General features: G+C 35.9%; 11 protein-coding genes. 1 reads left to right on the forward strand and 10 read right to left on the reverse strand.

Features of this window, described 5'->3' with window-relative positions:
* Window positions 1–330: transposase (locus tag L866_RS0104415; RefSeq protein ID WP_025729535.1), on the forward strand; the 330-nt coding region annotated here is incomplete at its 5' end.
* A gap of 175 nt (window positions 331–505) precedes the next feature.
* Here the strand turns inward: L866_RS0104415 and eno are convergent.
* The 10 genes from eno to recN form a co-directional block, all read right to left on the reverse strand.
* Window positions 506–1807: a phosphopyruvate hydratase gene (eno, locus tag L866_RS0104420; RefSeq protein ID WP_025729537.1), complete on the reverse strand. Its 1302-nt coding sequence runs from the start codon at window positions 1805–1807 to the stop codon at window positions 506–508.
* Between the two features lie 96 nt (window positions 1808–1903).
* Window positions 1904–3436: a 2,3-bisphosphoglycerate-independent phosphoglycerate mutase gene (gpmI, locus tag L866_RS0104425; RefSeq protein WP_025729539.1), complete on the reverse strand. Its 1533-nt coding sequence runs from the start codon at window positions 3434–3436 to the stop codon at window positions 1904–1906.
* Window positions 3436–4191, reverse strand: coding sequence for a triose-phosphate isomerase (tpiA, locus tag L866_RS09665; RefSeq protein WP_025729541.1), 756 nt, complete (start codon window positions 4189–4191; stop codon window positions 3436–3438). The genes gpmI and tpiA overlap by 1 nt, the downstream gene beginning before the upstream one ends.
* A 42-nt stretch (window positions 4192–4233) precedes the next feature.
* On the reverse strand, window positions 4234–5424 hold the full coding sequence (locus L866_RS09670; RefSeq protein WP_025729543.1) for a phosphoglycerate kinase: 1191 nt from the start codon (window positions 5422–5424) through the stop codon (window positions 4234–4236).
* 96 nt (window positions 5425–5520) lie between these two features.
* The gene (gene gap, locus L866_RS0104440; protein ID WP_025729545.1) at window positions 5521–6522 is read right to left on the reverse strand and encodes a type I glyceraldehyde-3-phosphate dehydrogenase; all 1002 of its coding nucleotides are present in this window, start codon (window positions 6520–6522) and stop codon (window positions 5521–5523) included.
* A gap of 34 nt (window positions 6523–6556) precedes the next feature.
* A complete protein-coding gene (locus L866_RS0104445; RefSeq protein ID WP_025729547.1) occupies window positions 6557–7576 on the reverse strand; it encodes a sugar-binding transcriptional regulator in 1020 nt (339 codons plus the stop codon).
* Window positions 7577–8090: 514 nt separating this feature from the next.
* The gene (hflX, locus tag L866_RS0104455) at window positions 8091–9326 is read right to left on the reverse strand and encodes a GTPase HflX (RefSeq protein WP_025729548.1); all 1236 of its coding nucleotides are present in this window, start codon (window positions 9324–9326) and stop codon (window positions 8091–8093) included.
* Window positions 9327–9347: 21 nt separating this feature from the next.
* Window positions 9348–10280 (reverse strand): tRNA (adenosine(37)-N6)-dimethylallyltransferase MiaA, encoded by a 933-nt coding sequence (gene miaA / locus L866_RS0104460; RefSeq protein WP_025729550.1) that lies wholly within the window; start codon window positions 10278–10280, stop codon window positions 9348–9350.
* 1 nt (window position 10281) lies between these two features.
* On the reverse strand, window positions 10282–11070 hold the full coding sequence (locus L866_RS0104465) for a glycerophosphodiester phosphodiesterase family protein (protein ID WP_025729552.1): 789 nt from the start codon (window positions 11068–11070) through the stop codon (window positions 10282–10284).
* On the reverse strand, window positions 11070–12779 hold the full coding sequence (gene recN / locus L866_RS0104470; protein WP_025729554.1) for a DNA repair protein RecN: 1710 nt from the start codon (window positions 12777–12779) through the stop codon (window positions 11070–11072). Before recN ends, L866_RS0104465 begins: the two co-directional genes overlap by 1 nt.

The following is a 12779-nucleotide window of genomic DNA, read 5'->3' on the forward strand; positions in this document are numbered from 1 at the left end:
ATTTATGAGGTGGTTCACCAGCTAAGAGAATCGCTTGAAGATCTTCGATTCGATCGTTTTGAACATGGGGTCAATTATGGCCTAACATTGCCCCTCCCGAAACCATTAAAGACCGTTTTAAGAACATTTAAACACTATAACACGTATATTCAAAATACTTTTGCTTATCCTCAATTGACTAATGGGCCGATTGAAGGATTAAACAACAAAATCAAGGTACTTAAGCGAACTGCTTATGGCTACCGTAATTATTCACACTTTAAAAATAGAATTTTATTGATGATGCGTTTATACGCGCAAAATCATCCGCCCAAAATCGCTGCTTCTTAGCACTGATTTTGAATACAATCGATCCAATCATTTGCTTATTTTATCTTTTGATCTAAAAAAAAGAGGCGAAGTAACCGTACGGTTACCTCACCTCGTCATCAACCCTATTTGACAAAGAGCCTAAATAATAAACAGGAGGTTTTTATGTAAAGTATCTACTTAATTGTTGATGAAATTATTTGTTTGCTAAGTTGTAGAATGCACGTTTACCTTCATAAACTGCTAATTCATCTAATTCATCTTCAATACGTAATAATTGGTTGTATTTAGCAATACGGTCTGTACGGCTTAATGAACCAGTTTTAATTTGACCTGCATTTGTTGCAACAGCGATATCAGCGATTGTTGAATCTTCTGTTTCACCTGAACGGTGAGAAACAACTGCTGTATATCCAGCTTTTTTAGCCATTTCAATTGCGTCAAATGTTTCTGTTAAAGTACCGATTTGGTTAACTTTAATTAGAATTGAGTTACTGATGTGGTTTTCAATACCTTTTTTCAAGATTTCTGTGTTAGTTACAAATAAGTCGTCACCAACTAATTGAACTTTATCACCAAGACGTTCTGTTAATTCTTTCCAGCCATCCCAGTCATTTTCATCCATACCATCTTCAATTGTGATGATTGGGTATTTATTTACTAATTCTTCTAAGTAATCAACTTGTTCAGTTGCTGTACGTTTAGCAGCGCCTTCACCTTCAAAAATAGTGTAGTCATATACGCCATTTTCATAGAATTCTGATGAAGCACAGTCAAAACCTAGGAAGACATCTTTACCTGGTTCTAAACCAGCCGCTTTGATTGCTTCTAAGATTGTTTCAACAGCATCTTCTGTTCCTTCAAAAGTTGGAGCAAATCCACCTTCGTCACCAACAGCAGTTACTAAGCCACGACCTTTTAAGATTTTAGCTAAACTGTGGAAAATTTCAGCTCCCCAACGTAATGCTTCTTTAAAGCTTGGAGCACCTGTTGGTAAAATCATAAATTCTTGGAAAGCAATTGGTGCGTCAGAGTGAGATCCACCATTAACGATATTCATCATAGGTGTAGGTAATACTTTTGTATTGAATCCACCTAAGTAATGATATAAAGGCACTTCTAAGTAATCAGCAGCTGCACGTGCAACGGCGATTGATACACCTAAAATAGCATTTGCACCTAATTTACCTTTGTTTGGTGTGCCATCTAACTCAATCATTACTTTGTCGATTTGTTGTTGTTGACGAACATCGAATCCAAGTAATGCTTCAGCAATAATGTTATTTACATTATCAACAGCTTTTTGTACACCTTTACCTAAGTAACGTGTTTTGTCTCCATCACGTAATTCAACCGCTTCGTGTTCACCAGTTGATGCACCACTTGGCACCATACCGCGTCCGAAAGCACCGCTTTCTGTGTAAACTTCTACTTCGATTGTTGGATTACCACGTGAATCTAAGACTTCGCGTGCATAAACATCTGTAATAAATGGCATAATTTTTGTCTCCTTTTTTTTAGGTAATTTTTAATTCTAACCTTATCTAATTGTAGTGAATTTCATTCACTTTTTCAAGTTTTATTGTATACGAATCTATTTTTGAATAAGTGATGTTCCGGTCATTTCTTCAGGTAGTTCAACATTTAATAAATCTAGCATTGTTGGCGCTACGTCAGCTAGACGACCATCTGTTCTTAATTCAACATCTTTCTTCGTAACAATAACTGGTACAGGTACAGTTGTATGAGCTGTATGTGGTGAACCATCTTCGTTCATCATTGTTTCAGAGTTTCCATGATCGGCAAAGATAATTGCGTAACCACCTTTTTCGATGATTTTATCCACAACTAAACCTAAGTTTTCATCAACTGCTTCAATGGCTTTAATAGTTGGTTCTAACATACCAGAGTGACCAACCATATCTGGGTTAGCAAAGTTTAGGATAATCGCATCGTTTTCATCATTGTCGATTGATTTAGCTAGTGCAGCACCTACTTCATAAGCACTCATTTCTGGTTGCAAGTCATAAGTAGCAACTTTTGGTGAAGGAATTAAAATACGGTTTTCTCCTTCAAACTCTTCATTACGACCACCATTCATAAAGAATGTTACGTGAGGATATTTTTCAGTTTCTGCAATACGAAGTTGTTTTAATCCTTTATTTGCCAATACTTCACCTAGAACATTTTTCAGTTCAATTGGTTCATAAGCAACTTTAGCGTTAATTGATGAATTGTACAATGTCATTGAGACAAAGGCTAAATCATTGATTTTTTCTCCACGATCAAAAACGGAGCATTCTTCGTCTGTTAAAACTTGTGCTAATTGAATTGCACGGTCTGGACGGAAATTAAAGAAAATAACTGCATCGTGATCTTGAATAGATCCGACTGGTTGTCCATCTTTCTCAATAACTGTCGGCATTACGAATTCATCTGTAATATCTGCTTCGTAGCTATCAGTCAATACTTTGATTGGGTCAGTTGCATGATTACCTTTGCCATGGACCATTGCGTCGTATGCTAATTGCACACGTTCCCAACGTTTATCACGATCCATTGCATAGTAACGACCTGAAACGGTTGCTACTTCACCTAAGCCTACTTCTTCTAAATGATTTAATAAAGTTTTCATATAGCTTGGACCAGCTTTTGGATCAACGTCACGTCCATCCATAAATGGATGAATATATAATTTTTCAACACCACTTGCTTTTGCCATATCCACTAATGCAAGTAAATGATTAATATGACTATGAACACCACCATCAGATAGTAAGCCCATTAAATGTAATGCTGAGCCGTTTGCTTTAACATGATTGATTGCACTGTTCAATACTTCATTCGTTGCAAATTCACCATCAGAGATAGCTTTATCAATACGTGTTAAAGACTGATAAACGATACGTCCAGCACCGATATTTGTATGTCCAACTTCTGAGTTCCCCATTTGTCCTTCTGGTAGTCCAACATCAAGACCAGCAGCCTTTAATGTTGTATGAGGATATTCATTGTAATAACGATCAAAATTTGGTTTTTTCGCTAAGGCAACTGCATTGCCTTCTGTATGATCTGGTTTCCATCCGAAACCATCTAAAATAATAATTGCTACAGGAGATTTACTCATTATTTAACTGCCTCCAATAATGCTAAGAAAGAATCTGGTTCTAAACTTGCGCCACCAACTAGGGCACCATCAATATGTTCTTCTGCCATGTATTCTGCAATGTTTTCTGGTTTTACTGAACCACCGTATTGAATACGTGTTTTTTCAGCGACTTCAGAAGACGCTACTTCAGCAACAGTTGCACGAACAATACCACATGTCTCATTAGCTAATTCAGCAGAACTTGATTTTCCTGTTCCGATTGCCCAAATTGGTTCATAAGCGATTACTAATTGACTAATTTGTTCTTCAGTTAAGCCTTCTAATGCCGCAGTCACTTGACCTTTAATCCATTCTTCTGTTTGTCCACCTTCACGTTGTTCAAGTGTTTCTCCACAACAGATAATCGGAATCATCCCATTAGCGAAGATTGCTTTAGCTTTTTTATTAATATCTTCGTCTGTTTCATGGAAGTATTCGCGACGTTCTGAATGGCCAATAATAACATAGTCCACACCTAAATCGTTTAAAGCTGCGGGACTTGTTTCGCCAGTAAAAGCTCCACTATTTTCAAAATAAGCATTTTGAGCAGATGCTTTTAGTTCTGATCCTTTAGCTGCTTCAACTACAGTACTTAATAGTAAAGTAGGTGCACCTACAACTGAATCGACTAATTCGTTTGCTGGAATTTTACCTTTCACAGCTTCTACGAATGCACGTGCTTCTTCAATATTTTTGTTCATTTTCCAGTTTCCTGCAATAATTGGTTTACGCATTATATTCCTCCTCAAATCATCCAAGCAAAGTTGTTGTTTGTTTTATTTATCAGTGATACTTGCAACACCTGGAAGTTCTTTACCTTCTAGATATTCAAGAGACGCGCCACCACCAGTTGAAATATGTGAGAATTTTTCTTCAAATCCTAAAGAAATTGCAGCAGAAGCTGAATCTCCACCACCGATGATTGTTACAGCATCTTCTAATTCACTAATAGATTTCATCACACCGATTGTTCCTTTAGCGAATGCTTCTAATTCAAACACACCCATTGGTCCATTCCATACAACTGTTTTTGCATCTTTTAAAATTTCTTTGAATTCGTCGATTGTAGCTGGTCCACAATCTAAACCTTCCCAATCACTTGGAATTTGATCAGCAGCAACAATTTGTGTATTAGCATCATTTGAGAAGTCGTCAGCAATTACGACATCAACTGGTAATACTAATTTATCGCCTGCTTTTTCCATTAATGATTTAGCTAAATCCACTTTGTCAAGTTCTAATAGCGATTGACCTACTTCATAGCCTTTAGCTTTTAAGAAAGTATAAGCCATTCCTCCACCAATTAAAACTTTATCTGCTTTATCAATTAAGCTTTCAATGACATTAATTTTATCTGAAACTTTTGCTCCGCCTAAGATAGCAACAAAAGGACGAACTGGTTGATCAACTGCTCCACCTAAGAATTTAATTTCTTTTTCCATTAAGAAACCTGCAGCTGTTTCTAAATGACTTGCAATACCAACGTTAGATGCATGTGAACGGTGAGCTGTTCCAAAAGCATCATTAACAAATAAGTCACCTAAGCTAGCCCAATATTTACCAAGTTCTGGATCATTTTTAGATTCTTTTTTACCGTCTATATCTTCAAAACGTGTATTTTCGACAACTAAAACATCTCCAACTTCCATTGCTTTAATGGCTTGTTCAAGTTTTTCACCACGAGTTTCAGGTACAAACGTTACCTCTTTATTAAGTAATTCGCCTAAACGTTTAGCTACTGGAGCTAAAGACAATTTTTCTTTATCTTCTTCTTTTTTAACTTTGCCTAAATGAGAAAATAGAACGACTTTAGCATCATGTTCTAATAACCATTCAATTGTTGGTAATGCTGCTTTAATACGGTTGTCATTAGTAATAACGCCATCTTTCATTGGTACGTTAAAATCCGCACGCTCTAAAACAACTTTGTTGGACACATTTAAGTCTGTTACAATTTTTTTCGTCATTATTATTCCTCCACTTAAGTAAAATATTTCTATAAAAAAAACGGGGAAAGCGCGCAGCTTTCCCCGCTTTACAAACTCTGCATCTATAAATTTAGATTATAGACTTGCAAAATGTTGTAATGTACGAACTAATTGCGCAGTATAACTCATTTCGTTGTCATACCAAGCAACAGTCTTAACTAGTTGTTTGTCTCCAACTGTCATTACTTTTGTTTGAGTTGCATCAAATAATGAACCATAAGTAAGTCCAACAATATCGCTAGAAACGATTGGATCTTCTGTATAACCATATGATTCGTTAGCAGCTGCTTTCATTGTTGCGTTAATTTCTTCAACTGTAACTGGTTTTTCTAAAACAGTGATTAACTCTGTTAATGAACCTGTTGCTACAGGAACACGTTGAGCTGCTCCATCTAATTTTCCGTTTAAGTCAGGAATAACTAAACCAATTGCTTTAGCAGCACCAGTTGAGTTAGGAATAATGTTTTCAGCCGCAGCACGTGCACGACGGAAGTCACCTTTACGGTGTGGTGCGTCTAATGTGTTTTGGTCACCTGTGTAAGCATGGATTGTTGTCATTAAACCTTCAACAACGCCGAAGTTTTTGTTTAATGCATCAGCCATAGGAGCTAAACAGTTAGTTGTACATGAAGCACCTGAGATAACTGTTTCTTCACCTGTTAAGATGTCATGGTTTGTGTTGAATACAACTGTTGGTACATCGTTTCCACCAGGAGCTGAGATAACAACACGTTTTGCGCCACCTTTAAGGTGTAATTCAGCTTTTTCTTTAGAAGTAAAGAAACCTGTACATTCTAAAACGATATCAATTCCTAATTCGCCCCAAGGTAATTCTTCAGGATTTGGTTGACCAAATACTTTAACTTCTTTGCCGTTCACTTTGAATGCACCGTCAAGAACTTCAACTTCACCGTTGAAACGTCCTTGAGTTGTATCATATTTCAATAAGTGAGCTAACATTTCTGCGTCTGTTAAGTCGTTGATTGCTACAACTTCTAAACCTTCTACCTCTTGAATACGGCGGAACGCTAAACGTCCGATACGTCCAAAACCATTGATTGCTACTTTTACTGTCATTATATAATTTCCTCCCTTTATTTAGGAAAATTTTTTAAAAAGAGCTAGGCTCCTTTAAAATCATGTGACTAATTTCCTCATCTAATACGAGCCACACATGCCGATGAGGGACCATGTGCATAAATGCTGTTAAGGCTTTTGCTTTTTCTTTACCTGTCACTACAGCGATTGGATAAGAAATCGATTGAATTTCGTTAAATCGTAATCCAATTCGTGCTAACTTTTCGACTGATTCCCCATTTTTATTGAAGAATACACCGAAAGCTTCACCTACAGCTTCTTGTTTAATTCGGTTTTGAGCATTGACATCAGTCAATGATCGACGTGCTAACATCTTATTTGCTTCTCCGATACTAAAAAGTACAGCTAAACTTTTTTTGAGTTCTTCCAGTACAAAATGTATTGAAGGTTCCTTTTCAAGTGAACGATAAGTTTCTTCGCTAACTTGTTCAGGGACAAATAGTGATTCATGTCGTGCACCTAGTCGGTTGGCCATAATATCTGCAATTGCATTCGCTTGAATATATTGTGCGTTACCAATACCACCACGTGCCGGAACGAAATTAATATCTCTTCCATTATTTAACTGTGGACTTAACGTATTCGCAATCCGCAACAATGTTGTACCACCAGCAACTGCAACTACCGATTGACCTAATGGTAACATAGATTCGAGCAGTTCACTAACAATTAAACCAAGATTCATATCATTATGATTAGATCGGATTTTAACTGCACGTGCACCCAGTCGATTGGCAACTTCTTGCTCAAATTCTGACATCTGCAAATCCATTGTTGGATTCGGATGGTTTAATTCAGAAACTAACATTTCACCATTATTCGATAATGTGATACCTTGTTTAGTAACGCATACTAAGTTAAGTTTTTTTAATTGCTCAACTTCGTTTCGAGCAACTCGCTCTGAACAATTCAGTGCAAGGGCTATCGCACGCCTACCTACAGGCTGATTTCGATGGATAAATTGAATGAGTTCTGACCGCATTAAAAATTGATCATAATAATCAGGTACTAGCTGTTTAAGTAAATAAAGCACTATATACCCGCTCCCCTTCTAAATCCGGGTCAATTTCGACCCAATGAAAATCAATTGCTCACATCAGTTGAATGATGAACTATCAACCAACAACACCATTATATCAATTTAGCCTTTCACTTGCAAGTTATAAGGATATCTAATTTGATTAAAAAAGTTTAAAACAATCGTCGCTCTTACTGCTGTGGGCATTTTTAGTCCCACCTTCCCCAAAAATAATTGCCTGCATCTTTTAAAATTAAAATTCATACACATTATATACACCTAACCTATCTTTATTATACCATATAAAACGGTTTTATGAAGCATTATTGTGCATGAAAATAATTTGTTTCTTTTTTCATTTTTATTCACTTGATGACTTTAAGCAATAAATACTTAAACATTTTTGAAAATTTAATTTTGCTTAGAATTTTATTCTATTTTTTGAAATTGCAATTTTCTCTTTTGATACTTATACCTTTAAAGAACTTATAAAAATAGACTCAACATGTGAGCCTATATTTTATCCTTTTTAATTAAACGTTAAATATGATTTTAATTGTTCATAGACTTCTTCACGCGCATAACCGACAATCAAATATTTTTGAGCGTCTTCATCAAAAGTCGACGATTCAATATAAATTTGTTCGCGCATTCGTTCGATTTGATACATTTCACCAGGATTAATCGTTAATTCAAAGCGTTTTAAAATATTTTTCATTTGTTCAAGCATTAGTTCTTCAAAACGCTCAATATCTTCCACATTTTTAGCTGATAATTGAATATTCGGATAATGTGTTGGATGAAATGCTCCATCTGTTTGGTCCATTTTATTATAAACGTGTAACGTAGGCAGGTGATCCATTTTCAAATCTTTCAACAAATCTTTTACTACCAGTTCTTGATGACTGTAATTAGGATCAGATGCATCAATCACATGAATTAATAAGTCCATTTGTCGACTCTCTTCAAGTGTGGATTGAAAAGCTTCAATTAACGAAGGAGGTAATTCGTGAATAAAGCCTACCGTGTCAGTTAATGTAATTTTAAAGCCCTGTCCTAAATCTTTTTGACGCGTTAATGGATCTAATGTCGCAAATAACTCGTCTTTTTCGTAAGTATCAGCTGCTGTTAAAGCATTCATCAATGTTGATTTTCCGGCATTCGTATATCCAACAAAACCTATCTGAAACGATACATTTTGAAGTCTTTTTTGGCGTTGTTGAGCGCGTTGTTTTGTCAATTCTTTCAATTCTTGCTTGATTTCAAAAATTTGACGACGAATCAAGCGGCGATCGACTTCTAATTTTGTCTCGCCCGGCCCACGTGTTCCAATCCCTCCACCTAATCGCGATAAATGTTGACCTTGTCCCATAATACGCGGTAAAAAGTAGTTTAATTGGGCTAGTGTCACTTGTAACTGTCCCGCTCTTGATCGTGCCCGTAGCGCAAAAATATCTAAAATAAGCTGAATACGATCAATGACTCGACAACCAAAAACTTCTTCTAATACTTGATTTTGTCTTGCTGACAAACTTTCATAAAATACCACTAAATCAATGCCATCACTTTGAACAAATTCTGCTGCTTCTTCTAGTTTGCCCCGTCCTAAAATCGTTCGATGGTCGAGCCGTTCTCTTTTCTGAGTAACAATTTGCACCACTTGACCGCCCGCTGTTTCAACTAAGCGTTCAAGTTCTTGAATCTCCATGGCAAATATTTGAGGAGTTTGTCTTCTTTGTACGTGACATATTAAAATACGTTCCATGCTTATTTCTCCTCTTCTTTATCAATTTAAAAATAAATGAATTGCTTCATATAAATCGTCATGTGATATTCCTTCTGAGCTTGTTATTAAATCAACTGGGGTTAAGTACGGCATCCGATTTCGAAACCACGTTTGCTGTCTTTTGGCATAACGTCGTGTTGCTTGTTTTAAATCTAGAATACAATCTTCGAGTGTTCTTTTGCTTTCAAAATATGGAAACAATTCCTTATAACCGATAGCTTTAAGTGCTGTCGGTTCTATTTGACCTTTTTGATAGTGATTTTGGCGCCAATCATAGACCATACGCGCCTCTTCTAGTAATCCTTCAGTTATCATTAAATCAACTCGATGATTAATTCGTTCATATAAGACCGAACGTTCACAAGTTAGTACAAATCCTTTTGTTTGATGAAGTAGTTGCTTATCTTTACTAGCTGCTGCATCACTTGTATTTTCAGCCAATTTAATTTCTAATTGGCGCAATAACCGTCTTTTTGGCGTCTCATCATTTTCTGGTAGTCCTAATCGATTGAGAATTTCTTGTCGTTCTCTATTTTCCCATTGTTTATAAAAAGTGGGATCTTTCTGAAAACCACCTAATTGATAATCTTCAATTAAGCTTTGTAAATATAAACCTGATCCTCCAACGATAATAGGAAGTTTCCCATTTTCATGCAATTCCTCAATGGTTTGTAAAGCTTCTTTTTTAAATTGATCCATATCATATTTTTCTGTAAATGAATGCGTATCAATTAAATGATGAGGGACTTGGGCTTGTTCTGCTTCAGTCGGTTTAGCTGTTCCGATTGATAATTCTTTATAAACTTGCATCGAATCTGCATTAATAATTTCACCATTGTATCTTTTAGCAAGTTCAATGGCTAATGCTGTTTTTCCAACTGCTGTCGGCCCTGCAACCATTAGAATGGGGTGTTGCTTAAATGCTTCATTCATATTATTCACCTCCACCTAATGCCATGCGTATAAATTGTGCACGCTCTGGATAATCTGTAATGACTGCATTCCCATTATTTTTAAAGACATAGGCTATTTTTTCTGGTAAATTCGTTGTCCATACACGAATTTCAACTTGTTCTAAGTATTCTTTAAACGCTTCTGATGCGCTTGCTAGTTGAACTAATTCGACAAAACCGACATAACTAATATGCCAAGCTTCTTTTTCAAAATATCGAGCAAAGTATAATGATGCTGGGTCTAATGTAAACATTAAGTAAGCCAGTTGACAACTCGGATCTAATCTTTTCATTTTTATTAGCGAATAAGGATTGAAGCTAGAATATACAATTTTAAATGGCCATTCTTTTGCTTGGACTGCTTCGTTTATCTTTTCTTCAAGGCCTTGATAAGCATGGCGCGTTGTTTTTAATTCGATATTTAGCAGACCACGATAGTTCCACTCATCCAATGCTTCAAGTAGTTCGATTAAAGTTGGGACTCCTATTCTTTCTTTGCTATTGGGTTGTTTTTTCACTTTAGGTTGTTTATAAAACCAACTTCCCGCATCCATTTGACTCAATTCCATTCGAGTATAAAAATTAATAAGCCCTTCTTTATTAGTGGTTCGATCAACTTGTTCGTCATGCATAACTATTACTTGTTCGTCTAAAGATAAATGAACATCACATTCTAGGCCCTCACATCCTAATCGCACAGCTTCATAGAAGGCGGGCAATGTATTTTCAGGATGTGTGCTGCGACTGCCACGATGTGCGAAAATATCCATTACTTCATTTCATCCTCTCTTACCAATTGCTTGATTTCCTGACTTTGACGAACGAGTTCTTTCGCATGTTCCAAAGCAACTGTTGTAATTTGTTCTCCTGATTGCATTTTGGCAATTTCAATTAAATGGTCTTCTTCCACTAATTCATTCACTTGTGTTGTGGTCCGTTGATCATCAGTCACATCTTTCACTATTTTTAAATGTTGATCGGCAAAACTAGCTACTTGTGCTTGATGAGTAATAGCTAACACTTGTGTATGATCAGCAATTTTAACCATTTGTTGACCAATCGCTAAACTTACTCGTCCAGATACACCTGTATCAATCTCATCTAAAATCAATGTGCTATAGGACTGTTTTTGACTAAATATTGTTTTTAAGGCGAGAATAATACGTGAAGCTTCACCTCCACTAGCAATTTTAGTCAGTGGTTTAAATGGCTCTCCTTGGTTAGTTTGAATATCAAAATGAATTTTTTGGTTACCTTCGTGATATAGATCGGTTGGTTCAAATTTGACAGCAAAACGTGTTTTTTGCATATATAGCGCATTTAACTCATGTTCAATCGCTTGTTCTAAATGTTCTGCAATACGGCGTCTTACTTGTGTTAATTGTTCAGCTTTCACTAATGTTTCTTCGAACTGCTTAGCTAATTGACTTTTGAGTTCATCCATTCGTTCATCCGCATGAATTAAATGATCTAAACGTACTTGACTTTCATCTCGAAAAGCTAAAACTTCTTCAATAGTTCCACCATATTTTCTTTTTAATTGAGTTAAATCATTCAATCGGCTTTCAATTGCGTCAAACCGCTCTTCATCATAAGATAGGTCATCCATCAATCCTGACAATTGGTCTTTTACATCAACAAAGCTATAGTAAATTTCACTAAAGTTTTCACTTAACTCTTTGTAATGTGCATTTACGTGTTCTATTTTTTCTAACGCTTGATGGGCCGTTCCGATAGCTGTTGTCACGCTATATTCTGAAGGCTCTAAACTCATCATTGCTTGTCCTAATTGTGTTGCAATTTGTTGGTAATTACGTGCTTCTTGCGCTTCATCTTCAAGTTCTTGTTCTTCTGTTATCGATAAATCGTACGAATCGATTTCATCAATTTGAAATTTCAAAAAATCAATTTGTTGCTGATCTAATCGATCTTGTTCTTCTAAAGCTTTTAATTGACGACGAATCAGTTGATAAGCGGCATAAGATTCATTAAATGATGTTTTGCTTTGTTGCAACTCTTCATCACCAAAATAATCTAAAAGTTGAACGTGTGTTATCTCATCAAATAACTGTTGGTGCTCGTGTTGTGTATGAATATCTATCATACCTCGCATAAGTTGTTTTAATTGTGTTAATGTAATTAATAGGCCATTCACACGAATCGAGCTACCGCCGTTTAATTTTAATTCACGTGTTACAATTAATTGATTTTCTGATAAATCAATTCCCATTGCTTCAGCTTGTTGACAAAAAACTTTTTGAGAAGCTTCAATAGAAAATACACCTTGAATTAAACTACGTTCGCTACCATACCGAATTAAATCATTTTGAGCACGTTGTCCTAACAATAAGCCTACTGCATCAATAATAATTGATTTTCCGGCACCTGTCTCACCAGTTAAAATCGTTAAGCCCGACTTAAATTCGATTTGCATGGATTCAATAATTGCAAAATTTTGAATATTTAATTGCTGTAACAT

The sequence above is a fragment of the Atopobacter phocae ATCC BAA-285 genome, assembly GCF_000526675.1.
GTDB lineage: Bacteria > Bacillota > Bacilli > Lactobacillales > Aerococcaceae > Atopobacter > Atopobacter phocae.

Coding starts and splice junctions, on each gene's coding strand:
- eno (WP_025729537.1), bottom strand. CDS start 1,807: ATGCCATTTATTACAGATGTTTATGCACGCGAAGTCTTAGATTCACGT.
- gpmI (WP_025729539.1), bottom strand. CDS start 3,436: ATGAGTAAATCTCCTGTAGCAATTATTATTTTAGATGGTTTCGGATGG.
- tpiA (WP_025729541.1), bottom strand. CDS start 4,191: ATGCGTAAACCAATTATTGCAGGAAACTGGAAAATGAACAAAAATATT.
- L866_RS09670 (WP_025729543.1), bottom strand. CDS start 5,424: ATGACGAAAAAAATTGTAACAGACTTAAATGTGTCCAACAAAGTTGTT.
- gap (WP_025729545.1), bottom strand. CDS start 6,522: ATGACAGTAAAAGTAGCAATCAATGGTTTTGGACGTATCGGACGTTTA.
- hflX (WP_025729548.1), bottom strand. CDS start 9,326: ATGGAACGTATTTTAATATGTCACGTACAAAGAAGACAAACTCCTCAA.
- miaA (WP_025729550.1), bottom strand. CDS start 10,280: ATGAATGAAGCATTTAAGCAACACCCCATTCTAATGGTTGCAGGGCCG.
- L866_RS0104465 (WP_025729552.1), bottom strand. CDS start 11,070: ATGGATATTTTCGCACATCGTGGCAGTCGCAGCACACATCCTGAAAAT.
- recN (WP_025729554.1), bottom strand. CDS start 12,779: ATGTTACAGCAATTAAATATTCAAAATTTTGCAATTATTGAATCCATG.